The sequence below is a fragment of the Listeria sp. ILCC792 genome (assembly GCF_900186135.1).
GTDB classification, from domain to species: Bacteria; Bacillota; Bacilli; order Lactobacillales; family Listeriaceae; genus Listeria; species Listeria goaensis.
Genome location: NZ_FYBO01000006.1, coordinates 125,436 through 150,294, shown reverse-complemented (window position 1 = coordinate 150,294; position 24,859 = coordinate 125,436). Strand labels below are relative to the sequence as shown.

23 protein-coding genes are annotated in these 24,859 nt (G+C 41.0%); 5 read left to right on the top strand and 18 right to left on the bottom strand.

Annotated features, from left to right (window positions below; translation table 11 throughout):
- Positions 1 to 121: 121 nt before the first annotated feature.
- From CFS60_RS08520 to helD, 5 genes are all read right to left on the bottom strand, one after another.
- Positions 122 to 490: a hypothetical protein gene (locus CFS60_RS08520; RefSeq protein WP_088810381.1), complete on the bottom strand. Its 369-nt coding sequence runs from the start codon at positions 488 to 490 to the stop codon at positions 122 to 124.
- On the bottom strand, positions 490 to 777 hold the full coding sequence (locus CFS60_RS08515) for a DUF3130 family protein (RefSeq protein WP_159457888.1): 288 nt from the start codon (positions 775 to 777) through the stop codon (positions 490 to 492). The genes CFS60_RS08520 and CFS60_RS08515 overlap by 1 nt, the downstream gene beginning before the upstream one ends.
- 137 nt (positions 778 to 914) lie before the next feature.
- Positions 915 to 2,393, bottom strand: a complete 1,479-nt coding sequence (locus CFS60_RS08510; protein WP_088815582.1) for a peptide MFS transporter — start codon at positions 2,391 to 2,393, stop codon at positions 915 to 917.
- A gap of 70 nt (positions 2,394 to 2,463) precedes the next feature.
- Entirely contained in the window at positions 2,464 to 3,654 is a 1,191-nt protein-coding gene (locus CFS60_RS08505) for an iron-containing alcohol dehydrogenase (protein WP_088810378.1), read from the bottom strand.
- Positions 3,655 to 3,887: 233 nt separating this feature from the next.
- Entirely contained in the window at positions 3,888 to 6,200 is a 2,313-nt protein-coding gene (gene helD / locus CFS60_RS08500; protein ID WP_088839085.1) for an RNA polymerase recycling motor HelD, read from the bottom strand.
- 283 nt (positions 6,201 to 6,483) lie between these two features.
- Between helD and cbpA the strand changes: the two genes are divergently transcribed.
- Entirely contained in the window at positions 6,484 to 7,119 is a 636-nt protein-coding gene (gene cbpA / locus CFS60_RS08495; protein WP_088810376.1) for a cyclic di-AMP binding protein CbpA, read from the top strand.
- A 229-nt stretch (positions 7,120 to 7,348) separates the two neighbouring features.
- Here the strand turns inward: cbpA and CFS60_RS08490 are convergent, their stop codons facing one another.
- Both CFS60_RS08490 and CFS60_RS08485 read right to left on the bottom strand, forming a co-directional pair.
- The gene (locus tag CFS60_RS08490; RefSeq protein WP_088839084.1) at positions 7,349 to 7,786 is read right to left on the bottom strand and encodes a GNAT family N-acetyltransferase; all 438 of its coding nucleotides are present in this window, start codon (positions 7,784 to 7,786) and stop codon (positions 7,349 to 7,351) included.
- 10 nt (positions 7,787 to 7,796) lie between these two features.
- A complete protein-coding gene (locus tag CFS60_RS08485; protein WP_255387558.1) occupies positions 7,797 to 8,954 on the bottom strand; it encodes a serine hydrolase in 1,158 nt (385 codons plus the stop codon).
- A 168-nt stretch (positions 8,955 to 9,122) separates the two neighbouring features.
- Between CFS60_RS08485 and CFS60_RS08480 the strand changes: the two genes are divergently transcribed.
- Complete coding sequence (locus CFS60_RS08480) at positions 9,123 to 10,136, top strand: tagatose 1,6-diphosphate aldolase (protein WP_088810373.1); 1,014 nt, start codon at positions 9,123 to 9,125, stop codon at positions 10,134 to 10,136.
- 62 nt (positions 10,137 to 10,198) lie between these two features.
- On the opposite strand, the gene CFS60_RS08475 is transcribed toward CFS60_RS08480, so the two are convergent.
- From CFS60_RS08475 to CFS60_RS08465, 3 genes are all read right to left on the bottom strand, one after another.
- Entirely contained in the window at positions 10,199 to 11,419 is a 1,221-nt protein-coding gene (locus CFS60_RS08475) for a chloride channel protein (RefSeq protein ID WP_088810372.1), read from the bottom strand.
- 30 nt (positions 11,420 to 11,449) lie between these two features.
- Positions 11,450 to 12,136: a CPBP family intramembrane glutamic endopeptidase gene (locus tag CFS60_RS08470; RefSeq protein ID WP_088810390.1), complete on the bottom strand. Its 687-nt coding sequence runs from the start codon at positions 12,134 to 12,136 to the stop codon at positions 11,450 to 11,452.
- Between the two features lie 85 nt (positions 12,137 to 12,221).
- Positions 12,222 to 13,559, bottom strand: a complete 1,338-nt coding sequence (locus tag CFS60_RS08465; protein WP_088815587.1) for a 6-phospho-beta-glucosidase — start codon at positions 13,557 to 13,559, stop codon at positions 12,222 to 12,224.
- 146 nt (positions 13,560 to 13,705) lie between these two features.
- Here CFS60_RS08465 and CFS60_RS08460 point away from each other — a divergent pair, with 146 nt between their 5' ends.
- Both CFS60_RS08460 and fosX read left to right on the top strand, forming a co-directional pair.
- The gene (locus tag CFS60_RS08460; protein WP_088810370.1) at positions 13,706 to 14,674 is read left to right on the top strand and encodes a LacI family DNA-binding transcriptional regulator; all 969 of its coding nucleotides are present in this window, start codon (positions 13,706 to 13,708) and stop codon (positions 14,672 to 14,674) included.
- A gap of 10 nt (positions 14,675 to 14,684) precedes the next feature.
- Complete coding sequence (fosX, locus tag CFS60_RS08455; RefSeq protein WP_088839082.1) at positions 14,685 to 15,107, top strand: FosX/FosE/FosI family fosfomycin resistance hydrolase; 423 nt, start codon at positions 14,685 to 14,687, stop codon at positions 15,105 to 15,107.
- A 127-nt stretch (positions 15,108 to 15,234) separates the two neighbouring features.
- Here the strand turns inward: fosX and CFS60_RS08450 are convergent, their stop codons facing one another.
- From CFS60_RS08450 to CFS60_RS08425, 6 genes are all read right to left on the bottom strand, one after another.
- On the bottom strand, positions 15,235 to 15,339 hold the full coding sequence (locus CFS60_RS08450; protein ID WP_088810368.1) for a putative holin-like toxin: 105 nt from the start codon (positions 15,337 to 15,339) through the stop codon (positions 15,235 to 15,237).
- A gap of 224 nt (positions 15,340 to 15,563) precedes the next feature.
- On the bottom strand, positions 15,564 to 16,418 hold the full coding sequence (locus CFS60_RS08445; RefSeq protein WP_088810367.1) for a diguanylate cyclase domain-containing protein: 855 nt from the start codon (positions 16,416 to 16,418) through the stop codon (positions 15,564 to 15,566).
- A 10-nt stretch (positions 16,419 to 16,428) separates the two neighbouring features.
- The gene (locus tag CFS60_RS08440; RefSeq protein ID WP_088810366.1) at positions 16,429 to 18,471 is read right to left on the bottom strand and encodes a cellulose biosynthesis cyclic di-GMP-binding regulatory protein BcsB; all 2,043 of its coding nucleotides are present in this window, start codon (positions 18,469 to 18,471) and stop codon (positions 16,429 to 16,431) included.
- A 10-nt stretch (positions 18,472 to 18,481) separates the two neighbouring features.
- Positions 18,482 to 19,732, bottom strand: a complete 1,251-nt coding sequence (locus CFS60_RS08435; RefSeq protein ID WP_088825379.1) for a glycosyltransferase — start codon at positions 19,730 to 19,732, stop codon at positions 18,482 to 18,484.
- Positions 19,733 to 19,742: 10 nt separating this feature from the next.
- Positions 19,743 to 21,239, bottom strand: a complete 1,497-nt coding sequence (locus CFS60_RS08430; protein WP_088815588.1) for a DUF2334 domain-containing protein — start codon at positions 21,237 to 21,239, stop codon at positions 19,743 to 19,745.
- Positions 21,232 to 22,743, bottom strand: coding sequence for a hypothetical protein (locus tag CFS60_RS08425; protein WP_088810363.1), 1,512 nt, complete (start codon positions 22,741 to 22,743; stop codon positions 21,232 to 21,234). Before CFS60_RS08425 ends, CFS60_RS08430 begins: the two co-directional genes overlap by 8 nt.
- A 409-nt stretch (positions 22,744 to 23,152) precedes the next feature.
- On the opposite strand from CFS60_RS08425, the gene CFS60_RS14145 reads away from it, so the two are divergent.
- Positions 23,153 to 23,284 carry a helix-turn-helix transcriptional regulator gene (locus tag CFS60_RS14145; RefSeq protein ID WP_088839081.1) on the top strand — a complete coding sequence of 44 codons (132 nt, stop codon included), beginning with the start codon at positions 23,153 to 23,155 and terminating at the stop codon, positions 23,282 to 23,284.
- Positions 23,285 to 23,613: 329 nt separating this feature from the next.
- On the opposite strand, the gene CFS60_RS08415 is transcribed toward CFS60_RS14145, so the two are convergent.
- Positions 23,614 to 24,174 carry an RNA 2'-phosphotransferase gene (locus CFS60_RS08415; RefSeq protein WP_088815590.1) on the bottom strand — a complete coding sequence of 187 codons (561 nt, stop codon included), beginning with the start codon at positions 24,172 to 24,174 and terminating at the stop codon, positions 23,614 to 23,616.
- Positions 24,167 to 24,511 (bottom strand): hypothetical protein, encoded by a 345-nt coding sequence (locus CFS60_RS08410; RefSeq protein ID WP_369821478.1) that lies wholly within the window; start codon positions 24,509 to 24,511, stop codon positions 24,167 to 24,169. The genes CFS60_RS08415 and CFS60_RS08410 overlap by 8 nt, the downstream gene beginning before the upstream one ends.
- Positions 24,512 to 24,859 lie beyond the last annotated feature (348 nt).

The following is a 24,859-nucleotide window of genomic DNA, read 5'->3' as shown; positions in this document are numbered from 1 at the left end:
AAATAATCCGCCGAATAACGAAAGGCGCTTGCTTGTACCGCTTGAATACGAGCACGCATGGTGGCATTGGCCTTTTGTAAGGCTTCTTGAAAGGCACGTACTTCGGCAATACTAATCCGGCTCATGATGACAACGCCTTTCGAAGCTCGGCTTGTTGCGCCTCTAGCTCTCGTAAAGTTTGTTTAGCAGCCGTCATTTGGTTCGTGACATCGCCCCTTTGTTCTTGTATGTTTTGCCGCCAATCGCGTTGTTCCCTGTACTGGACCTCTTCGGTATACATATGAAAGCCCGTGGCACGCTCCCCTTGCCAACCCTCCCGCAGAAGTTCACGCAGTTCCTCTTGTTCCCGCTGAATACGCATATGGTCTTCTTCCAGCCATTCCAATTGGTTCTGTTGATTTTGAAGCATATGTAACCCGTCTTCCATGTCGCTTTCTTGCTTTCGTAACGCCTGTAGCGCTTGTGTGTTTCGCTCACTTTTCGCATCCATCAGCGCAGCCCCATCCCTTCGATGGCTTGTCCTGCCGCTTGATCTTGTTTCGAAAACGCTTCGCCCATTTTCTCTAAACGTGCCGCATCTTTGTCCGCAAGCTCTGAAAACTGATGCATCATCTCAATCGATTCCATAATCGCGGTTCGGAAATCATTGATGGAGTTCGCATAGGAATCGCGCATATTCCCAGAACCCCACGGATGATAAGGATCCCCGCCGCTTGCCTCCCGTAGGTCGCTGGCATGGGTCCGCAATTCGCTTTCGCTAATTTGAATTTTAATCATGTTCATCACCTCTTGATTGTCTTATAAATACATCCTTTAGTATAGCATAAAAAGATATGATAATAAATTGTACACAGATAGTTTTCTGCTATAAAAATGGCCACAAAAAAGGAACCTTTTTCAGGCTCCTAAATTTGTTAATCAATACCGCGCATGTATTTTTTCAGCATTGGTGACATTAAGAAGAGTAGTACGGCGAATCCAATGGCAATAAAACCAGTGATTCCGAAATAAGCTACTTCCGTGTCTGCGCTGAAAAATTGTGTTGCTTGTGCGTTAAATGCTTGTCCCATGCTGTCTGCTAAAAGCCATAAACTCATCGTTTGTGAAGCGAACGCCGCTGGGGCAAGCTTAGTCGTAACGGAAAGTCCAACTGGCGAAATGAACATCTCGCCGACAATACATATAAAGAAGCTCGCAACAAGCCACAGTGGACTAACAAGCGTTGTCGTGTTACCGTTTATTAGGCCTGGGAACATCATAATCACGAAAGATAACCCGGCGAAAAATAAACCAATTGCGAATTTCTTCGGCGTTGATGGCTGTCTGTCCCCTAATTTCATCCAGAGCCACGCGAACACAGGTGATAAGATGATGATGAAAACTGGATTTAATGACTGAAAATTGGCGGGATTTAAAGTAAAACCAAAGATGTCTAGTTGCGTTCGTTCAGCCGCAAAAATCGCGAGCGTCGTCGAGCCTTGCTCTTCTATCATCCAAAACAAAACGGCGATTAGGAATAGCGGAATATAGGCGTACAGCCGTGAGCGCTCTTCTTTTGTCGTTTTTTTACTGCGAATCATCACGACGAAATAGGCGACTGGAATGCCCACGCCTAGAATGGTCACGGCAAGGATAATAGTATTAATCGTGAAGCTGCCCGTAACGAATGCAATGGCCGCAATTAAAGCGCCGATTGCAGCCACTAAAGCGAGCGCAAACCAAATGAATTTCCCTTTTTCAGAGTTTGACATGGGATTTGGCACTTGTTTGCCGGCTTCTTTTAAATAAAGTTTTCCTGTGATGACGTATACGACTAGCCCAATTGCCATCCCAACAGCAGCTACACTAAAGCCAGCGTGGAAGCTATCTGTGGCGCCCCAAATACCTGAAACGATGAACGGAGCAATAAACGCGCCTAAATTTATTCCCATATAAAAAAGACTAAAACCTGCATCGCGTCGATTATCGCCTTTTGCGTATAAGTCCCCCACAACATTCGACACATTCGGTTTTAAAAATCCTGTCCCTAAAATGATGAGCACCATCGAAAAGAACAGTGCCGTCGCCCCCATAGGAAGCGCAAGAACAATATGCCCGGCCATAATCAAAACGCCGCCCCAAAAAATCGTGCGCCTTGAACCGAACAAGCGATCAGCCGCCCAGCCGCCGATTACCCCAGACATATAAACTAATGAACCATAAATCGACATAATTGCTGTCGACGTCCCTTGACTAAAGCCAAGTCCCCCATCTGACACTTGTGTGTACATATAGTAAAGCAACAACGCACGCATTCCGTAGTACGAAAAGCGCTCCCAAAATTCGGTGAAAAATAATGTCGCTAAGCCTCTAGGATGCCCAAAAAAAGTTTTTTCCCTCTGTTCAGTTTCCACCCTACTTCACCCCTTTATTTTGATAAAAAAAGGCCATAATTTTATAATTATGACCTTCTGTCTGCGAGGATTATTCTGCTTTTAATGCTTTCTCATAAATCGCTCGACTCACTTCAAGCGTTTGATCGCCGCGCTCTGAAATCGCTGTTAGCTCATGACTTTCAAGTTGACTGACAAGCGCCTCTACAACTTCTTCCCCTAAACCATACTCGCTGAAATAAATCGGGGCACCAAGTGATTCGAAAAATCGCCCAGTGTTCGAAATAGCCTGTTTGACTTTGGCTTCATTACTACCTTCCGTAATATGCCACACGCGTTCCGCATATTGCACAAGTTTATCAAATTTTTCCTTTTTCCGAATCGTTAAGAGTGCCGGCAAAACAATCGCAAGTGTACGCGCATGATCAATCCCGTAAAGCGCCGTAATCTCGTGCCCAAGCGAATGACTCGCCCAGTCGCCTGGAACCCCCTTATTAAGCGTCCCGTTCAGCGCATTCGTCGCCGTCCACATGAAATTCGCTCGCAAATTGTAATCATGATTTTTTTCATCAATCACACTCGGCCCAATCTCAATCAACGTTTGTAGCAAACCCTCCGCATAACGATCCTGCACCATCGCCCCAACCGGATACGTCAAATATTGTTCCATAACATGCACAAATGAGTCAATCACGCCATTGGCAAGTTGCCGCTCTGGAAGCGTATATGTAAGCTCCGGATCAAGTAGCGAAAATTTCGGAAATGTCACTGGACTCCCAAAACTCACCTTCGCCTTTTTCGCTTTAATCGTCACAACCGCCCCACTATTCATCTCAGAACCCGTCGCAGGAAGCGTCAAAACCGTCCCAAACGGAAGCGCCTCTTTTACCGGTTTTGCAGCACCAACGCCGTTCCCAAAAATATCAATCGGGTCGCCGTCAAAACGCGCCGCAGCCGCAACAAATTTCGTCCCATCAATGACAGAACCGCCGCCAACCGCGAGCAAGAAATCATACCCTTCTTTTTTGACTAAATCAACCGCTTGAATAAGCGTTTCGAACGTCGGATTCGCCTCGATACCACCAAATTCACCTGTCGTATGCCCGTGAAGAGCCTCGCGAACCTTCAAAAGCGTGCCAAATTTTTCAACGCTCCCGCCACCGTACAAAATCAAAACCTTCTTATCCTCCGCAATTAAACCCGCCAGTTCAGAAAACCGGTTTTTCCCAAAAACAATATGCGTTGGATTATAATAATCAAAATTCCCAATCTGTTTATTCATCATCCTGCTCCTCACTTTCCTATCTTAAGTATTAATACACCTTTTCAATTCTCTTTAAACATTATAACGCGCCGTAACTTATTTTACGAAAAAAACGCCAGCCATAAAGCTAGCGTTTTACATAAAATCAAGTAATCTATTTTTAAATTTCTCATAAAGCAAAGTACCAAGGCACCGTTATCAACCAATAATTATAATTAATGCCCCTCTCCCTTTTCTGGGACGTTTTATATTCACGAATCACTCGGCATTTGCGACTTCGAAAGTCGTTTTTCAAATTCATACAACCCACTCGGAATCACCTTAAAAAGTGGTGTCATTTCACCATCTGAAACCGCAATCAAGTCGTGCATCGCGCGCGAACAAATCGTATAAAGCAATGTTTTGTCTGCGCTAGTTGGATAGGATTTTTCCGAAGCATCAAGAACAATCACGCTATCAAATTCTAGCCCTTTCGCTAAATAAGACGGGATAATCATAATGCCTTCAGACAGTTTTTGGTTGCCTAGATGCACAAGTTTAACGTCCATTTTTCTATACAGTGATAAATAAGCAGCTTCACAAATTTCTTGGTTTCGCCCAATAATCGCTACCATATTAGACGTTTCTTTTAATTTCAATGCTTCTTCTTGCAAAACTTCCATCATCGCCACAAAATTTTCCGTTTCAATAACTTTTGGCACATTTCCTTGCCGTGAAAATGGAATAATTCGGTCCGATTCCGTCATAATTTCCTTCGTAAAATTCGTAATTTGTTCCGTAGAGCGGTAGCTTTTCGTAAGCTCAACAACCGAAGTTCGCTCGGCATCAAAAAGCGGTGCAATTTCTTTTAACAGCGACTTTTCATCTTTCTTAAAAATCGCTTGGTTTAAATCACCCAAAAGCGTAAACTGGCTACTTGGAAAAATTGATTTTAAATAAGCAATTTGAGCTTTTGAATAATCTTGAATTTCGTCAATAAAGACAAAACGCATGATGCGATTAATTTTTTTGCCCACAATTGCGTCGTTTAATTCGAGGAACAAAACAGCGTCTTCAAGCGCCAGTTTATTTTCATTTAAGCTTGCCACAACACGATGAATCTCCGCATTCCAATCGGCTTCTGAAAGTCTAAACTCCTGTAAATCAAACAGCCGCGGCGCGTATTGCATAAAGTGACCAAATTGTTGTTTCACATGCAGAAACTGGTTTTTCTCGACAGCCTGATGCAATTTTTTGAACTTCAAACGGACAATTTTTTTCGCCAAATAGTCCTGTTCGTCATCAAAACTTTGGAACTCGAGCTTCGTCGGAACAAGCGCACGATACTGCTCCTCGCTAAGAAGTTCCATCTCGTCTTTCACCCACGCCTTCTTGGCTTCCTCATTCGCAATCGTGTATAACTTTTCTCGAAGAATTTTTTTCGTTTCTAAAAGCCTTGCGGGCATTTTATACCGTGGTGTTGCGTAAAAAATCGCTTTGATATCTTCCTTAGAAAGTACCGTTTCCCCGCGAAATTTAATATCTTTAAACCGCAAACCGCCATTTTGCAGGAGCGACACGTATTTTCCAATTAGCGTCATCAGAAACGTCGATTCTTTTAAAAGCATCATTTCCTTGCGCGCATCGTTTGTTTCATTTTCAAACTGTTCAAAAAGGCTTTCGACGTCTAGTTTTCCCAACCGTTTCGCAGTGAAATCTTGAAATGTCGTTTGAATCATGTTTTTCTCGCCAAGTTCCGGCAAAACATTCGCGATATAATGGTTAAATAAGCGGTTCGGCGAAAAAATCATCATTTGCTTTTCATCGAGGCCGTTTCGGAAACGGTAAAGTAGGTAGGCAATGCGCTGTAAAACTGCTGATGTTTTGCCACTTCCTGCTGCCCCTTGGACGAACAATAAATCGCTTTTTGTGTCCCGAATAATGCGATTTTGTTCCTGCTGAATGGTCGCTACGATATTTTTCATTTGCAAACTAGATTCGCTGCCGAGCACATCTTGTAGCATCTCGTCGCCAATCGCGTCATTTGTATCGAACATGGACTCAAGGCGCCCATTTTTTATTTTAAATTGACGTTTTAATAACACATCAACGGTTAATTTTCCTTCTGGCGTTTCATATGTGGATTTGCCAATTTGGCCATCATAGTAGACACTTGAAATCGGTGCGCGCCAGTCATACACTAAAAACTGATCGGATTCATCAAGCGCGGAGCCAATCCCGATATAAATTTTTTCACGTGGTGTTTCCTCGTCACAAATATCAATTCGGGCAAAATAAGGCGAACTTTTCATTTTATCAAAAACCGTAAGTTGCTTTTCTCCGTGTTCATAATTTCGCTCGCGCTCTCTTAAAAAATGTTCTTGCTGGCGAATACTGATGTTTGTTTCAGAAACATCGTCTGGCTCTGCTAAGTTCACACGCACATCTTCCCAAAAATTGGACCGAATGTCGCGAGCCTCCTGCTTCACCGATTTTAATGATTCTTGAATTCTTTTTTGTTCCTTTTCGATCTCTTGAATCGTATAATCAATGCGGCTTTGCTCATTTTGTTCTTCTTTATTCATAAAAAAAGCCTCCCAAATTCGTTGACAAAATCAAAAATAAAGTGTATAGTATTATAGTAGACTAATTGTGCTTACTTTTAACACTATTTGTAATAGCGTTTTTCAGTATAACACAATTTCATAGAAACAACAACTAACCTTACGAAGGTTTTTTATTTTGCTCAAACAAGGAATGCGTCTTTACGTATTCCTTTATTTTATTGTCCATTACTGTTTATACTGTACTAACCACGCGCTTTAAGCTAAAATAGAAATAGTGAGAAAATAGAATGGAGTGACCGACATGTTAATCAAAAATCTTTGCATCCCAAAAGCAAAATTAACGACTGTTCCTGAAACCGCAACTTTACAAGAAGCCATCCATTTGCTTGAAGAATCTGGCTATCGTTGTGTTCCTGTTCTTGATACAACAGGCGAAAAGTTTCTAGGAAATATTTATAAAATGCATATTTATCGCCATGCCGCAAATGGCGGGAGTTTAACAGATCCTGTAACGTCGCTATTAAAAAATGCAACGAAACATATTAGTGTAAACTCTTCGTTCTTCCAAGTGTTCTTTACCATCAAGGAACTGCCTTATATTGCTGTTTTAAATACAAATGGTGATTTCTATGGTATTTTAACACATGGAAAAATGCTCGGTCTCCTTCAAGACGCTTGGAACGTTGACACGACTGGTTATGTCCTGACCATAGCAACAGGCGAAGTACCTGGCTCTTTAACAAAAATCACGAAGATTGTGGATAAATATACGAATATCTCGAACGTCATCACGCTTGATAATCAATCTGAAGATTTAATTCGCCGCGTCCTCGTTTCATTACCAAACAGCGTAGACGAAAAAATGAAAGACGATATCATCGCTCACTTAGACCGCAAAGGCTTCCGCGTTGTGGAAATCGAAAAAGTTGAGCGTTAACACATCAAACTCTAAACTTAAGCCAAACAAAACGTACCACGCACAATCAGACTGATGACAAATAGTGAGATTCTTACGCATTGCCGAGTACCGCACCGGAGCGTACTTGAGTACGTGATGACTGAAAACAGGAAGGGCGTAGTTTGCCCGACCATGTGAGAAGTTAGGCGGAGCGGAACGGAGGCAAAAACTCCGAAGATTGCTGTTTGTCATCAGTCTGGAACCCCCTTCAAATTGAAGGAGGTTCTTTTTTTAGATGACTAATCGGATACGGGCGACCTTGGCCGTCTGTTTCGCTTTCAAAAACGACACGGAAGCCATTTTTTTTGTAAAAAGAAAGGGCTGCTTTATTTTGCGTGTTAACATCGAGACTTTTTAAGCCTGAGTCTAATAGGCTTTTTAAAATTTGACTGCCATAGCCTTTGCCGCGCTTGGACGGACATAAGAAGAGCATTTCCAGATGGGCGTCTTGTGTGGCAGAAAACCCAATAACCTCGTCCGCGTCTTCCCAAATTAAAATGTTTAAATGGGGAAAATAAGACGGGATTTCTTGTTCCAGTGCCGCCAAATCTTCTTTTCGCACGAAATCGTGCGTTGCCGCTACAGATTCCCGCCAAATAGCCAGCAAGGTTTTGTAGTCGGCTTCATTTGCTTGGTTAGAATTCATGCGACTTCTCCTACTTGTTTAAAATTTCGTAAATGTGGTTGTTTACTTTTCCAAAAGAGCGAATGTTGTTTTGAATGTTTGAAAATAGCACAACATAGGTTTTTCCGCTGTGGCTCATGCTGTTTGATACGTTCCAGCCGTTTAATACACCGTGGCTATTGTAGCTGCCTGGGTCGACGTAAAAGCCCATGCCGTAAAAGGACGGACTTCCTTTTGTGAACATTTTTTGGAAGCTTTTTTCGGATAAAAGTTGCCGCGTGCTAAGTGCATGGTCGAATAAATACATATCAAACGCGGACATATACATGTTTCCCACGCCGAAAAGTTGCGATAAATCCGGAAGCGACGGCTCCGTGTAACTGCCGTCTTTTTTGATGTAGTAGCCGACCGAAGCATTTTTTTCTTTTTTGAAGGTTTGGTAAAAGCCAGCCTTTTTCATGCCCGCTTTCTGAAAAATATTTTCCGTGAGGTAATCTGATAGGCTTTGACCGCTTAGTTTTTGGACGAGGTAGGCGAGCACCGTGTAATTCGAGTCAAGGTAATCCCATTTCCCTGGGCCGCGCTTAATCCCCTCTGCCTCAATATCTTTCACAAGCGCTTCAGGCGTTATTGCCGCATTCGATTCCTTGTGGCCGTTCAAACCGCTCGTATGATGGAGCAAATCAGATAGTTTAATTTGACCGCCGTTTGGAAAGCCCGGTAAATACTTCCCTACCGCGTCCTCGGTATTTAAACGGCCTTTCTCTTCCAGTTGCAAAATTGCCGTAGCAATGAATGCCTTCTGCGCTGAACCAATGTAGTAGACTGTGTCAGGCGTGTTCGCCGTTTTGGTTTCCCGATTCGCATACAAATAGCCTTTATTTAAAACGGTATGTCCTTCGCGAACAACAACGGCTGTGCCGCTAAAGCCGATTTGTTTTAAATAGCTATCAATTTCTGTGTTTTCGACCACTTCTGCTGTTTTCGTTTCTTGTTTTGGCTTTTTGGTTTCCTTTTGCTGGCTGACTTTTGCTTTTGGTACATCTTCACTTGTTTTTTTCGGTGTTAGCCAACTAATCCCCACAAATAGGGCTAACAAAAAAAGGACAAGGACGCTAAAAAAGGCTATAATTCGCCTTCTGCGATATTTCTTCCTTAATTCATATTTACTTTTCCGTGTTTTTTCCACTATTTCTTCACTCCTACAGCCTTTTGCTGCCTCAGAAAAAACAGTTTTCACAACTCCATACATGAATAGTAGAGCAAACACGTAAAAAATGCAATCATTTGTTTAAAGCAGTCTGTAAGGGGTAAAATAGAAGGGTCAGAAATCGTTTGAAAAGGAGATAGATAAACTATGGTAACAATAACAAAAGGTAAGTTTGATGGATTGCAAAGACTTTCAAATGAAAAAGGCGTTATCGCTGCACTTGCCATTGACCAACGCGGCTCACTTAAAAAGATGATTCAAGCGGCCAAGGGAACGGAAGATAAAAAAGATGTGGAAGATTTCAAGCGTCTTGTATCGGAAGAATTAACGCCTTATGCTTCTGCGATTTTATTAGATGATGAATTCGGTAAACCTGCGATTAAAGCGCGCCACGAAGGTTGTGGCTTACTTACTTCATATGAAAAAACAGGTTATGATACGACAATTCCAGGTAAATTACCTGACTTAATTGAAGATTTATCAGCATTACAGATTAAGGAAAACGGCGGCGATGCTGTCAAAATTTTAGTTTATTATGATCCAGATGAACCTGCTGAAATTAATGAAATCAAATTCGCCTTTTTAGAAAGAATCGGTGCTGAATGCCGTGCGGTTGACATCCCGTTCTTCCTTGAACCGATTACGTATGATTCCAAAGTGACGGACTCTAGTTCCCTTGAATACGCGAAATTGAAACCGGCTAAGGTAAAGGCATCTATAAAAGAATTTTCTAAACCACGTTATGGTGTAGATGTTTTAAAACTTGAAGTTCCAGTTAACTTCAACTATGTTGAAGGCTTTACGGACGGTGAAACTGCTTATTCGCAAGAGGTTGCTGCTCGCCATTTCGAGGAATGTTCCGACCTTTCTCCGCTGCCATTTATTTATTTAAGTGCTGGTGTTACTGCGGAAATGTTCCATAAAACGATTGAATTTGCGAACAAACATAACGTTCAATATAGTGGCGTTTTATGTGGCCGTGCGACTTGGAAAGATGGTATTGAAGTTTACGGTAAACAGGGTGATGATGCGCTTCGCGAATGGCTTCGTACGCAAGGTAAGGAAAACATTACTTCCTTGAACAAATTGTTAGACGAAGGCGCTGTTCCTTGGTGGACAAAATACGGATCACTTGATGATGTGAAAGTGGTTGAAAAATAAGAAAATCAAAACCCAGCTGATAATCTCAGCTGGGTTTTTGATTGATAACGCTAGTTACTATTTTATGCTTGTCTTAACACCATTTTCTTCCAGTCCAAACTCACCAAGAAAGCGGTAATAAGAATGAATGGGAAAAATTGGAGCGGAAAGACGAATAATAGAATCGAGCTTGTCAAAAATGGGCGTCCGACTACTTTTGTACAACTTGCGGCAACAAAAACAGTTACAAGGAAGCTTACATGGATATCAAGCGCCCAAGTAGCCACGTAACCCATTACGCCGCTTGCAAAAATGGCGGGGAAAATCATTCCGCCTTTCCAACCTGCTCCTAAACAAATCGCCGTTAATAAAGGCTTAAACAAACCAATTGCAAGGAGTAACCAGAAGGGATATTGAGCGATTTCGGCTGTAATTTCAACTAATTGATGCTCACCTGAAAATAGAAAATAATGCGAAATCATGCCGAACAGACCGATGCTCACACCACCAATTAAGGCTAGCAAAATCTTATTTTTAATCAATTTAAGAACTTTTTGTACCACATTTTGTAGAAATAAAAAGTAAATGCCAAAAAGGCTGCCAAGGATAATAATTGGGATGAAATAAACGAGGTTCAGCCAAGACCATGAAATTTCCGGTAGCCGGATAGCAAAAACACTTTTTTCTAACGGTAAAAGACCTTTCACAAAAATATACGTCACAAGTCCGCTGACTGACACGAGCAAAGATAGGCAGAGCTTCGACCAGCGCGGTAGTTTTTGCTCTTGATAGTCTTGATCCAAATCTTCAGCGATACCGTTAAGCGGCGCGAGAAACACGACCGAAAGCATGCCGAGAATTCCGAGATTGATGAGACTCTCTTTCCGCTGCATATCCATTTTAATATGGTCAACAAGCCATGTCACAAGCCCTCCGATGATACCTACAAGAGCTGCTTCTGGACCTAAACTTGCGCCAAATGAGAGCACGACCCAGGCGGCCAAAATCGTGTACAACAAACGATTTTTATATTCCACTCGCCCCGTTTTTTTCACTTCGGCCATGTTTTCATGTAGCGTATAAGGAAACGGGCCGACTTTCGTTTGAATAAGCCCGACTAATAAACCACCAACTAGGCCTACTAACACTGGATAAAAACTAAGATTCGGCATAAGTGACGGGATTTCTTGCCAAACAATATGTATGGAAAATTCAATAAGGGCAATAAAAAGGGCGCCGACTAAGCCGACAAATGCTCCTATAAGCAATGTATAACAAATATAAATGAAGGATAACTTTTTCACGGACTACTTCCTTTCCTAAAAGAACAGCTTTTAAATCATGAAGAAAAAAGCCACAAGATTATTAATAAAATGAAGCAAAATACAAGCTTCTAACCGTCTTGTTTTATAATACATAAAAGCAAGCCCAAATGCCATTACAAAGTAGATAAGGAAGCTCAAAATATCTGTTGGTATATGCAGAAATGTAAACAGTAGCGAACTTACAATGACCGCAATTTTCGGATATTTACGCAGAATGACGCCCATAATGAGGCCACGAAAAATGGTTTCTTCCGCAATTGGTGCCAAAATAACAATGGCGGTAAACATCGTTAGAACAGAAGAATTCGTCAAGAAGCCTTCTAATCCTGTTTGATTCGCTGTGTTAAAGTTGGGATTTAATAAACTGATGGTGAATTCAAGTACATTTGACACAAGAAGTGTTGCAGCACCAATGATGAGCGCTTGAATTGTAGCTTTTTTCGAAAAGGGTTTAAAGCTAAATAAACGCATATTGGTCGAATAGGCTAAAAGAATGATGACGCCTAACGCAAACGCTTGCGTCAAGTTCATATACCATGTCATCTGGAAATGATTTAGCGCTGTATCCATCGTGCCCGCATAAAATTGTAGCAAAATCGCAATGAATTGCCCAATCGAATCTAAAATAAAATAGAGCACAACCCAAATAATCCCAAGCCAAGCTTTTGGTTGCTTCTCATCGTTTTCAATTGGCATTAAACCGATCACACCTTTCTCCCTTTTAGCCTAGCATGAAAGCCAAAAAAAGTAAACGACCCGCAACAAGGCGGGCCGCAAAAATTTATTTAACGAGCTGTTTTGTAGTAAATTGTGGTAAATGTTCCTTATGAGCTTCTAGCATCTCATCCAGTAATTCTTGGGCAATGTCGCCACTTGGAACGAGCGGATTTAACGTAAACGCCTGAAGTGCCGTCGCGTAATCACCTGTTACTGCCGCCTCAATTGTGAGCTCCTCCATCGCTTTCATCACTTGCAGAAGGCCACGTTGTGCGGACGGGAACTTCCCAAAATTAATCGGCTCCGCTCCGTGCGCCTTAATCACACTTGTGATTTCAATTGCGCTATCGTAAGGCACATCATCAATCGCACCATTATTTCGCGTAGAAACGACCATCGTTGTTCCTTTGTTGTTGTAAATCGAGTTAATGATTTCGCAGGCCGCATCACTATAATGCGCTCCGCCGCGTTTAGAAAGCTCCTCTGGTTTGTAATCCAAATTCGGATCTTTGTAAAGTTCAAACAAGCTCTCCTCTAAACGTTTCACAACCTCGCCACGAGTCCCTTCATTCTTAAATGACTCAAGCTCCTCTTTTAACATATCGTCCGTCATGTAGTAATAACGGTGGTACGGACACGGAAGCATCTTCAAATGCTTCACTTGCTCATATAAGAAACGCATGTTTTTAATGTTTTCGACCACTTTTTCAGGATTGGCATCAGGCGCATACAAGCCGTCAATCACCTGTTCAGTCAGCTCAGTGCCATCTTTGTCAAACACGCGGTGCCAGTGAAGATGATTAATACCAGCAAACTTGAAAAATAAATCTTCTTCTGGCTTTTTGAGTACATCACTTGCGCTTTTCACTGCGCCAATTGGGACATTACATAAGCCAATCACTTTATCCCATTTTCCGTAACGAAGAACAGCTTCCGTTACCATACCAGCCGGGTTCGTAAAGTTAATCAACCAAGCGTCCGGACAAAGTTCACGCATATCTTCTACAATGCTTAAAATGACTGGAATTGTACGGAATGCCTTAAACATACCGCCCGCTCCGTTTGTTTCTTGTCCAATAATGCCATGGCTAAGCGGAATTCTCTCATCTTTAATACGTGCATCAAGTAAGCCGACACGAAATTGGGTTGTAACAAAATCCGCATCTTTAAGTGCTTCTCTTCTGTCTAAAGTTAAATGTACTTCGCAATCAACGCCAGCAGCTTTCACCATTCTTTTCGCCATATTGCCGACAATTTCCAGCTTTTCCTTACCTGCTTCAATATCAACTAACCATAATTCCTTAATTGGTAGTTCATGATAACGTTTGATAAATCCTTCCACGAGTTCAGGTGTATAGCTTGAGCCGCCACCAATTGTGACAATTTTTACTCCGTTTTTCATCAAATAAACCTCCTAAGTGAATTTAAAGCGTTTTCTTTTTTACATTTTTATCATAAATTATGTAATGCATTACAGGTCAAGCTTTTTCCAAAACTTTTTTTATTTGTGCTATACTTTAATTGAGAGAACAAAGTGAGGTGCTTGTTTTGGCGAATATAAATGAAATTGCAAAACGCGCAGGCGTTTCAAATGCGACGGTTTCAAGAGTCATCAATAAACAAAGTTACGTAAGTGAAAAAACGCGCGCTCGTGTTCAGGCGGTCATCGATGAACTGGACTATGTGCCAAACTTAAATGCCGTTTCATTAAAGAAAGGGGCAACGAAACTAATTGGCATTGTGGCACCAACATTTTCAGATTCTTTAAATGTGTTTATTCGTAGCTTTACAATTGCTGCGCAGGAACATGGCTATAACGTGACCCTTTTCATGACAAAAATCAATCGCGACAAGGAACTTGAGGCACTTGAAATGCTTCGGCGCAAACAAATTGATGCGCTCGTTCTCGTCATCCGTTTAAACGACTGGGAAACCATCGAACAATACACAAAATACGGCCCCATCATTACTTGGCAGCGCGTTGAAAACAAAAAAATCCCTTCTGTTTTTATGAACCAATACGACGGATACATGCTCGGTCTTACGCATCTCTACGAAAAAGGCTACCGCCGCATCACAAACATTTACGGCGTTACTTCGGGACTAAATACGCAAAGTCGCATGCAAGCCTACCTCGATTTTTGTAACGCACACGAAATCGATCCTCACATTGTACGACATTTTTATGGGATGGGAACACGCAAACAAGGTGAAGAAATCGTCCATTGGTTTAAAGAAACGAAAAATAAGCCCGATGCTTTCTTTACTCCAAATGACTATCTTGCTGCCGGAATTGTTTCTGAAGCTCGCAGGCAAAACCTCAGCGTTCCCGGTGACTTCGCGGTTTGCGGTTTTGATGATTTGGAGATTTCGCACTTGCTCGATATCACGACTATCCATTATCCGATTGATAAGCAAGCGGAAAATGCTTTTACGATTATTCACAATGAATTAGCCGGCGCTAGTGCCCCTCTTCAAGAACTCGAGTTCCGTCTAGTAACCCGAAAAACGACGTGAGGTGAAGAATTTGATTAGAGGACTTAGTCATATGACCTTTATAGTCGCCGATTTAGACAAAGCAACACTATTTTTCGAAAAAATTTTCGATGCAAAAGAAGTTTACGCTAGCGGCGACCAAACATTTTCACTTGCGGAAGAAAAATTCTTTTTAATTGATGACATTTGGATTGCCATTATGAAAGGCGAAACACCGCTTCAGAAAACGTATAATCACATTGCTTTCAAAATTGAGACAGATGATTTTGAGCATTATTATGCGCGTATTCAAGCACTCGGCCTTGAAATTAAAGAAACGCGGCCCCGCATATCTGGTGAAGGTGAATCCATTTATTTTTATGATTTTGACCAACATCTATTTGAACTTCACACAGGAACTTTAGGAACACGACTTGAAGCATATAACAAGCAAAATAAAGATGGGAAAATTTGATCCATTATGTTATACTTTGAAATAAGAAAAGGGATATGTTGTGTCATATCCCAAAAGAGCCGTAAAGACGGTGACAAAGCTATAAAAATGAAATAATCATCTTTCCCTCGTCAAAGTGAAAAGATGATTATTTGTCTTTTCTAAGTCTAATTAACACGACCATAAAGCCAAGCAAGGCAATAATAAATGTGCCAAAACCTAGCATTAGAGCCATTGTTTCATAAACAGACATGTTGCATTCCTTTCGTAGATTTTATACGTATTCTTCGCATAAGCACCACCTCCAAAACGCCTCCATCTTCACTTCTCTGTCTGTTCAGTCTAGCATAATAATCGACCTTTTTCTATACAATTTTTAGGCCCGTATTCCTTATTTTCCAAGCGATCTCGGACAAAAAACAAAAAATCTTAAGGAATTAATCTTCCTTAAGATTTTTCTAGTTCAACTATCTCTTTTTAAACATCATATTCTAATTCTTTTTCAGCCGCTTCGATAAAATCAAGCGGTGTTTTAATCGTATCTGGATCGAAGAGTTTTGCGCCTACTCGGAGCTCAATGCGCACGCGGTATTTTGTAGCAAATTCGGTGTTATTGGCTTCACTAATCCGTTTTTTGATGCGGTCGGACACAAGTTTCGCCCCCGGATCATCGGTTATGAGAAGAAGTCCCCATGTGGCCTCTTCTTTATCCAGTAAATAAAGCACGTCACTCGTTCGAATACAAGACTCCAGCAGTGCTGAAATATCTTGCAAGGCAACGCGCATTTCCTCGCTACTTTGGAATCTTTTTAGCTCTTTCCAGTGGCGAACTTTGACAACAAGTAACGCAAGCGGCATATCATAACGCTTAGAAATGCTCGCAAAAATCGCTTCATCATTTTGGAAAGAAACAATGTTTTTTAGTAGCGTATCTTGATCAATCGTACCTAAATATTCATTTTGTGACTTAATGACTGCATTTTCCAGCTGTAATTTCGTCGTATTTCGTGTGAATAAAAATGCCGCAACCGTGAAAAGTGGTGTCATAATCAGCCAAAAATATGAACCAAGTGTATACTCTGTCCCTTTTGTAACTGTTTCATACAAAATATATGTCGCGTAGCTGAAAATAAACACAATATTTAAAATCAAACCTAAGGTCAAATTCGTAAAGTACGTAATAATCACAAGTAAAAAAGCGATGTTAAAAAAGATGATATTGGTTAAATAATTGGTTGGGTCATCCGCAATAAAAGCTACACTAATAAAACAAAGAAGGATGAACAGCAAAAACCCAATATCCGTTATAAAATCACTACGATTTCGTTTCATTTATCCTCCCTCATTTCTTCCGATATTTGCGCAGTAATAAGACCGTTGCGACAATAAGAATAATTAGCGTCATAATGGCTACGCCGACAAAAGCTAGTGTCGCCTGATTATCCGTCAGTTTTGATGCAAAAGATGTTTTTTCTCCGGCATCTGCAACTTTTTTGAAGCGATACGCATGAATGGTGTCGTCGGTATCCATAATCGCACCGTCGCCGTAGGTTTTACTTAACATTTCAGCGGAACCTAGTAGCGTGGCGCCAAGCTCGGTTGTGCTGCTTGTCGGCCCCGTAATCGCTAAAATCGCATTTTCTTTGTTAAAAATGGAGGGGATGAGTTGGACGCTTCCGATTCGCTTCCCGTAGGACGGGTCAATTTTCAGTTTCTCGTTTGAGAGGAAATAAGTACCCGCTTTGTTGTATTTGAAATACAATTGGTCGTTCGCCTGCTTGATGACCGTGTTGTCGTTTAAACCGCCGACCGCAATGATGTTGCTCGCTTCATTGGCCGATTTAAAATCAGCGCTTTTGACGGCTTCTAGGCTGCCATTGTTGCCATCAACGAATTGACCGAACAAGTTAAATACATTTTGCAAGGCGTTCATCGTATTTGCGTCTGGGTTGTCGGGTAACACCACAACCGCTTTATTAAACTGCCCATCTTCAATCATCGGGTACGGATAATTGTTGAATAGAAAGTCTTGCTGTTCCTCGGTTTGCAAATTGAACGTCGACTCATTTGTGACAAAGCCCCATGGAATTTCAGAATCGTTAATGAAGCCGCAATAATTATCGGTTAACACTAGATCAAATGCGACTGTGACGTTAAAATTGCCCACAATATTCATATCTTTTGGCACATTAATCGTGAACGAATCATCATTTGCTTTTTTCGCCGTTAGCTTTTGGCTTCCAATTGGTTTGCCGTTAATTAAAACGGTGACAAGGGAATGCTCGAAATCAAGGTTACTTGAGTAGCGATACTTTAAGTTCACTTTAGTCCCGTCCGAAATGCTTCGGTTTGAAGGCACTTTAATAAAATAATCCTGCTCCACGTGGCCGATGCCCTTCACTTTGTCGCCTTCTTCGGTCAGCTTAATTTCTTTGTCGACTTTCGACTTCGGCGTCTCTACTTTTTCGTCCTTTTTCACCCACTTTTCGTTTAAAGCAAGTTGGGACATGAGCGCCTGGTTACTAATAAGCTTCGCTGCCGTTTTTAGCGCTGCATCGCTATTTGAGGTGACTACCAAAACTTCTTTGCCAGATACGCGCGTGAGTTTCATGACGGCTTGGTCATCCAATTTCGCTTTATCAATCCCCGCTTGAAGTCCGGCCGGCAAATCCTTGAAATTCGCGATAACAAGTTGATACGCCTTATCCGCCCTTTCAGTATACTTCCCGAATGCAATTTGCTTATCGTCCAATTGATTTTCATGCGCAAACGCCGTCACCGCTTGAAGACCGGCCGTCATTTCCGCATTCGCCGCCTGATTTGAAACAAAAACGCCGCTTTGTTCATTTTTCACCGTATCGATGCCCGTAAAACGCTCATTAAAATCCGCAATCGTATTTTTAAACGCCGCAGCGTCGTAATCCACCAAAATGCTGCTCGCTTTGTCAATGTGCAACCAATTCGCTGGTGTGTCGTCAATCGTACATTGATTATCTGGCAGCGTCGTATAAATAAAGCCTTCTATACTTAGCACATTGCTCCCCTTTTTCAACTTATCGACCGGCACATCAACCGTAACCTCCTGCACGCCCGTCTCCCCTTTAGCCGGACGGAACGAATAGAACGGCACATCATTCACCGAGAAGGTTATGGTTGAAACCTCTTGTTCCGAAAGCTGCGTCACACGGTAAACAAGCTTCACCTTCACCGTCTTTGTATTCCAATAATTTTCAATCGTAAAATTTTGTTTTGTTGTCGTATATTTTCCGCGCGCTTCCTTGTCAACGCCAAGCACCGTCTGATAAGTCGCCGCTTCCGCATGAAGCTGCATGCCAGCAAAAAAGAAAATCCCGAGCAAAACAGCCAGTACACCTAATTTTTTCATAATGCCCCTCCTAAAATCGCTCCGTCTTGTACCATTTCGTTTCCCGTTTTAAAATCGTATCCTTTAAGAAAATATAGAATCCGTAAGCAGCAACAATCATCCATAGCTGACAATACGTCACATACATCAACATAATAAACAAGAAATTCGAAAGCGAAATCTCGTCTTTTTCCGTTGAAAGCGTAATGAAAGTCCCCGTAATAAAAAGAATAATTGCAAGCAACCAAAGCGTCGTACTAAAGCTCGCAAGCGTCGTATGCACATAACCTAAAAAGTTAAAAATAAGGAGCGCATCACTAAGAAGCAGCGAGCTCAAAAGTAAGAAATAAATCGATAAAAAGTACAAAATATCAAACCGCACAGGACGACCTTTTTTTTGGAATAAAAGCGGCACATTTTTTAGAATGACGTAAATGTTTCCCTTCGCCCACCTTGAACGTTGCTTAAACCATACAGAAAGCGTCTGCGGTTCTTGTTCCCACGTAACAGCTTTCGATTGGAACTTAATTCGGTAGCCCATCATGTATATGCGAAAACTAATTTCCGTGTCTTCGGCTACCGCCTTCTCGTCCCAGCCGCCAATTTCCGTTAAAATCGACCGTCTGACGACAAAATTTGTTCCTGGAATCGTGCACAGTTTAAATAGTGACCACCGCCCAGCTTGCGCCATCCACTGGAAGCTAAGCGTCTCAATATTAATAAAACGGGTCAGAAAGCTTGCATTCCGGTTCCGCGTTCGAAACTTCCCAATGACCGCCCCTAAGCTTTTATCGTTTGTGATTTCCCCAATTAGGTAGCGCAGTGCATTTTTTTCAGGTGTATTGTCCGCATCATAAATCGCGATGTAGTCCCCCTTGCTTTTTTCAAAACCAATGTTTAACGCATTTGATTTGCCCTTCCCGCCCGTTTCGCTATCCGTATTAATCACAGTAAGCGCGCGGTTCGGGTATTTCAGTTGGATATTCCGCAAAAGTTCCGCACTGTTGTCGGAAGAATTATCGTTGATGACAATCACTTCGAAGCGGTCGTTTGGGTAGTTAAATGCAAGCAAGGATTCCACCGTTTTCACAATTACTTTCCCTTCATTGTGCGCTGGAACCATGACCGAAACGAAAGGTTCCTCGCCTGCAATTTCTGGCACTGCACGCCGCTCATTGCGCAAATAGTAAATGTATCCCGCAATGATAAGCACGATATTCACAAGTAAAAGCCCCCAAATACAAATGACTGCAAACAGCGATAAATAATCTGCAACCGTCAAATCGCTCACCTCATTTCACATATTTTTTCCGGTAAACTCGGTACCCAATCAAAAACAAAATCACAAACACGAGCAAAGTCGCCAAAATAATAACCGTTAAAACCTTTGATTGGGTAGAAAAGAATTCGTTTAGCGAGGCTTCTTGCTTCGTAGCCTCCGTCTGCTTCATCGTATCAGACTTATCTTGCGGACTGATTTCCTGCCCGTTCACGTATAAAAAGCCATTTTGAGCCGTAATCTTATCCTTTTCCGTCTGAACGGCATGCGGTAAATCCGCATAATCCTGAATCGGTAATTTTTGAAGCCACTCAACCGTTTTCTTTAACTCAGCTTCATCACTAAACAAGGAAAAACCAAGTGCAGTGTCCACCACAAACCGCGTCTGTTCCGCATTTTTAGCCCATTTCGCGTAATGCTTGCCGTCTAAATAAAACAAGGCATTTTGAAACGCATTCGTTTGGTTCGTTTCAGCGGTGTAAACGATATTCTTGTTTGGGAATAAAATGGCGGAGGAAAACGGGGCTAATCCTTCGTCACGATAAATTTTATCCCTTTGCCAGTACGCTTCTGAACTTATCCCAAGCGGTGCAATTTCGTTTTCCGCAAAGAAGTGAATGGAAGTCGCCATCACATCGGTTAATTCGCCCTTCTTGCTTTCCCCAAAAGTAACGACTGGCGCATTTAAAATGATGCTCCCACCTCGCGTTTCAACGTACTGCAAGAGTTGCACATATTTTTTAGCGGCATTTAATTTCATGTTTTCAAACACGGGTCCAGCACTCACGATGAACGGAATGCCCGCTTCGTAAAAGGCGTCAGCTGTTTGTTGTACCATCTCAAAATTCACAAATGGATTCACATCGCGAATGACAACATATGGCTTCCCAGTCTGTTTCGCCCCGTAAAAATCGTTCAGCACCTCAAACAAGGCCAATCCACTAACCGGCGTATCCACTAAAAAGCTCGCGTAAGACACATCGCCATTTCGAACCGCGTAAGGGAATTTAGTTCCGGTATCCGTCGTCACTTCGCCCATTTTGTGCCCTTCAGCCGCTTGAATAAGGTTCAGTTTCCCTAAAAGAAGTGGTTCAGATTGCAACGCCTCATGCACTTTCACCGAAACAGCCGTATCATTCGCTTGCACTGCAAGGTTTCCTAATTTCTCCCGCGCCCAATCAGGTGGCGTTTGCCCAACAAATAAGATTTTCTTGCCCGACTGCTGCAACTTCTCACTAATTTTGCTGTCTAAATGCTTCGTTTTATTTTGCACAACAATTATAAAGTCCGCGTCTGCCTCCAATTTTTCATGCACGTCTTGTAGCCGCACAGTTTGTCCGTAAGATGCAAGCATCCTTAAAAGCAAATCAACATTTCCATTCGTCACATCTTGTTTCGCCAAACTATCGTATAAAACAAGCGTCGTTCCAGCCTTAGCAGCCTCGCCTGGTGCGGGCCATAAACAAATACTACTAACGAAAAGAAGCACTAAAAAACATTTTTTAAACATGTTTGCCCGCCCTCCTTTTCGCAATTTGTTTGCCGACCAATTCCGTTAATGAAGCTAATACCATTAACAACACAATATCGAAACAAACATTGAACAAAAATTCATGTTTCGCTAAATCAGCTTCCCCGTCACCAACAATCGTCGTAAGTAACACCGAAAAGCTCGTTCCAACTAAAATTAAAACTAAATCGAGCCTAAGCATTCCCCGAAAATCGCCTAAATGCCACTTTTGAATGATTCCCCGGCTGTAACCCGAAGTGACAGCCACAGCCCATAAAACAATCATCCCAAATGCAGACGGCGAAGCATTATGTTTCACCGTACTATAAAGCGTAAAAAAGCCTGTTTTAGCCCCAAATGGCTTGCCCGCACTCTCTTCATAATTACCCATTTCTAGCGGACGAATCGTAAAGGCATGTTCCGCTGACAAATTCAGCATTTTAAGCAACGCATCAGGGTGCCCCACATAAAATTTCAACACTGGCACAAATCCAAAATGGCTATAAAAATGATCTTCCATAAAGGCACTATCCGTTTCCACCATCTTATATTTTTGGAAATAAGTTGTGCCTTTTAAAAGCGCAAACTGCTCATTTATCCCCATTTCTCTTAAATCTTTTTCTGGGTTTTCGGAATCCAAAATGACTCCGCGCGTCATCGTTTGGTACTTGTTAATCGTCACAAACGTTTCAGGAATAAAGGCATACATCAGCACACCAGTTAGCACGATAACCCCCAGTGCGGAAGCCACCCAAACCTTAAAAGCTTTATTTTTTTTAATAAAGAGAAGTAAAAGTCCGAGTACACCGATGACGATAGCGACCGGCGCGTTTTGCTGTTTCGTGGTGATAAGAACAATGCTCGAAACAAAAAAGAGCCCGAGCATCCAGTAATCATTGTAGCGATTTTGATACATAAGTAGCAGGCTTGCCGCGATATAAAGCATCGCAATCATCATCAAACCTTCACCAAAAAACGAATTAAAATACGCCAAATAAGCTGTATCCCCGAAAATCAGAACCGCAAAAATCGCCACCATATAGCCGCGCCAGTCCTGCATTTTCACCGTAATTCCTTCCACGAGCAGATAAATCGCCACAACTAAGAAGAGCAAATAAATGACCGCCAAAAAGCGAATATCAAAAACGCCATCTAAAAAGAAATTATTAACAAACAAAGCCGCTTGAATAAATACACTTTGGGAGGAAAAAAAGGCGGTGTTTTGTTCGTTAAAGTACTCATAAATCGGATAGTCTTTTACGAAATACCCAAATTGTGTCGCCGAATGCTGAACCGAATCAACGTACATATTATTACTGGAAAACACCCGAAAAAAGTCCCCATTGTCGGCTAGACCGATATAAGGCGGCACAAAAAGAACTACAATGCCAATTATAAAAACACCAATTGCAGCCAAAAGAGCCGGACTGATAGACTGCTTACCCCAATGAATAAAAGCTATCCATTTCAAATAGATAACCCGTTTTATGCGCCCCGTATCCATGCAGTCCCCTCCTTTTTATATGAATTGGATTTTTTTCTAACTACTATATACCTAGTACTTTCAGACATATTTTAGACACATTTACAACACAATTATACCAAAAATAAAGAAAATTACTAGCTAGAATCCTTTTTTTGCGTTTCTAGATGTAAAAGAAGAGCGATCTTGTTTACTAGATAACTTTAATCTTTAGGTATACGAAAAAGCGATAACTTACTAGTAAAGTGCCTTTTTATTATTCTAATAACATTTCCACCCTTAGTTTATATTCTTCATCTTTGCATGTCTAAATATTTCGATTTTTTCAACAATTGCTTCAAAGCACTTATATCTGAAGCATAAACAGACTGTTATTCTTCATTTAAACCATCAACTTCTTTTAAAACTTCTTGCTTTTCTAATAGATAAAATGACACAACAAGCACTAGCTGACTTAGTTAGTGTAAATCGTGTAACTTATAAAAACTGGGAAAATGGCAAGAGAGAGCCTGAACTTGATAAAGTGGTAGAGCCTTGCAACAGAACTAAATTCCACTGTTGATTATCTTCTGGGTAATTCAGATATTAATTATCTAGATATTTTGGTGAGTAATTTCTTTGATTGGCTATTTGTTTTCTGTTTGGATCATTTGTTTCACTCCTTCAATTTTTTGATACACAAAAAAACGGTATCAGTGATTTGTTCCTCACTAATACCGTTTCAATAACTTTCCTATTTTCTAACTAAAATCATTGTACACCCATGTCCTTTGAATTTTTGTACAATACATACAGTTTGCTTTTGTTAGCTATTGGCAACTTGATTAGTGAGTGTATACCTTACTATCAAGGCTTTACTATCCGACGCCAATCAGATAGTAAAGTGCCTTTTTATTTTGTGTTATATACCTCTATGAATTCTGATGGAATGCTGTCTGCCAGCCAAACCTTTTCATTTCCCAAATAAAATCTTATTCCTTTTGCTCTAGCATTTTCTGTATTAATCACTAAAATAATCGGGTTTTTATCTTTTCTTTTTCCTACTAAATTAGCTGTCTCTATATCCTCGGATAGATGAACATATTGTCGAGACATTGGAGATAAACCGTTTTTTTCAATTTTAGATGAAAAATTATGTGCAGTTCCATGATACAGAACTTTAGGAGGAATAGCTTCTTCTTTTACTATTTTCATTGGAACAGAGTGTCCATACAATGCTCGAATACTATCTTCTTTGATTTCATGCCTCTTTTTTTCTGATTTTTCAATCATTACTTTTAAATCATCAAATTCTACATTTTGCCATTCGGTTGACTGACGTAATGCTTGTAATAATTGGTCAATTGGCACCCAACCATTTCTATCCAGTTCTAACTCATATTCCCATGAAGCATGGCGTAATGCATAAGAAATTTCTTTACTCAATTTTGTATAATTTATTTCATTAGACAATTTCTTCCTCCCGATTATATTCAATCATTGTTTTAACAGCAGATTCTATCCACTCCCATAAATCCTCAAATTCGCCTCTTTGTTCAAAACCTTCCGTAGTGAAATCATGAATTAATTGAATTTTACTTCCTTTACCAATTTCAAAACAAGCAGTATCATCATTGTCAGCCCTCTTAGCAAATGGAATCAACTTTCGATTTGGATACCTCTCTCGCATGCCATTATAAATACTTGAAGCTTGTTCTTTTTCCATCAAAAACCAAATGTCAAAATTTACTAATCCTAAATCTATAAGTTTTTCATATGATTCGGGATATTCAAAATTAATTTCATCCATATAAAAATTGCCCAAATTAACCACCTAAACTTTCTATTTCATTTTTTCTAAATCAAATGACCCCATTGGATTATTATTTCTGAAACTAGCTTTTTGTTTTCCAATTCTCAAATCAGTAGCTTCTCCCCATGTCTTAGGGATTCCTTTAGGTGTTGTAAACCTTCCAACCATATCTGATGGTAAAAGGTCATCGTATACATTTTCTAACTAGAATGATTATACACTTAATAAACTCCCAAAAAGACTAGTAAAGTCCTTTGAATTTTTGTACAATAAATACAGCTTGCTGTTGTTAGCTATTGGCAACTTAATTAGCAAACATATACTCTTTAATCAAGGCTCTATCAT

What these genes read in the sequence shown, in the direction of transcription:
- CFS60_RS08520 (WP_088810381.1), bottom strand. Translation starts at nt 490, where the DNA reads ATGGATGCGAAAAGTGAGCGAAACACACAAGCGCTACAGGCGTTACGA.
- CFS60_RS08515 (WP_159457888.1), bottom strand. Translation starts at nt 777, where the DNA reads ATGATTAAAATTCAAATTAGCGAAAGCGAATTGCGGACCCATGCCAGC.
- CFS60_RS08505 (WP_088810378.1), bottom strand. Translation starts at nt 3,654, where the DNA reads ATGAATAAACAGATTGGGAATTTTGATTATTATAATCCAACGCATATT.
- helD (WP_088839085.1), bottom strand. Translation starts at nt 6,200, where the DNA reads ATGAATAAAGAAGAACAAAATGAGCAAAGCCGCATTGATTATACGATT.
- cbpA (WP_088810376.1), top strand. Translation starts at nt 6,484, where the DNA reads ATGTTAATCAAAAATCTTTGCATCCCAAAAGCAAAATTAACGACTGTT.
- CFS60_RS08490 (WP_088839084.1), bottom strand. Translation starts at nt 7,786, where the DNA reads ATGAATTCTAACCAAGCAAATGAAGCCGACTACAAAACCTTGCTGGCT.
- CFS60_RS08480 (WP_088810373.1), top strand. Translation starts at nt 9,123, where the DNA reads ATGGTAACAATAACAAAAGGTAAGTTTGATGGATTGCAAAGACTTTCA.
- CFS60_RS08470 (WP_088810390.1), bottom strand. Translation starts at nt 12,136, where the DNA reads ATGCCAATTGAAAACGATGAGAAGCAACCAAAAGCTTGGCTTGGGATT.
- CFS60_RS08465 (WP_088815587.1), bottom strand. Translation starts at nt 13,559, where the DNA reads ATGAAAAACGGAGTAAAAATTGTCACAATTGGTGGCGGCTCAAGCTAT.
- CFS60_RS08450 (WP_088810368.1), bottom strand. Translation starts at nt 15,339, where the DNA reads ATGTCTGTTTATGAAACAATGGCTCTAATGCTAGGTTTTGGCACATTT.
- CFS60_RS08445 (WP_088810367.1), bottom strand. Translation starts at nt 16,418, where the DNA reads ATGAAACGAAATCGTAGTGATTTTATAACGGATATTGGGTTTTTGCTG.
- CFS60_RS08440 (WP_088810366.1), bottom strand. Translation starts at nt 18,471, where the DNA reads ATGAAAAAATTAGGTGTACTGGCTGTTTTGCTCGGGATTTTCTTTTTT.
- CFS60_RS08430 (WP_088815588.1), bottom strand. Translation starts at nt 21,239, where the DNA reads ATGTTTAAAAAATGTTTTTTAGTGCTTCTTTTCGTTAGTAGTATTTGT.
- CFS60_RS08425 (WP_088810363.1), bottom strand. Translation starts at nt 22,743, where the DNA reads ATGGATACGGGGCGCATAAAACGGGTTATCTATTTGAAATGGATAGCT.
- CFS60_RS14145 (WP_088839081.1), top strand. Translation starts at nt 23,153, where the DNA reads ATGACACAACAAGCACTAGCTGACTTAGTTAGTGTAAATCGTGTAACT.
- CFS60_RS08410 (WP_369821478.1), bottom strand. Translation starts at nt 24,511, where the DNA reads ATGGATGAAATTAATTTTGAATATCCCGAATCATATGAAAAACTTATA.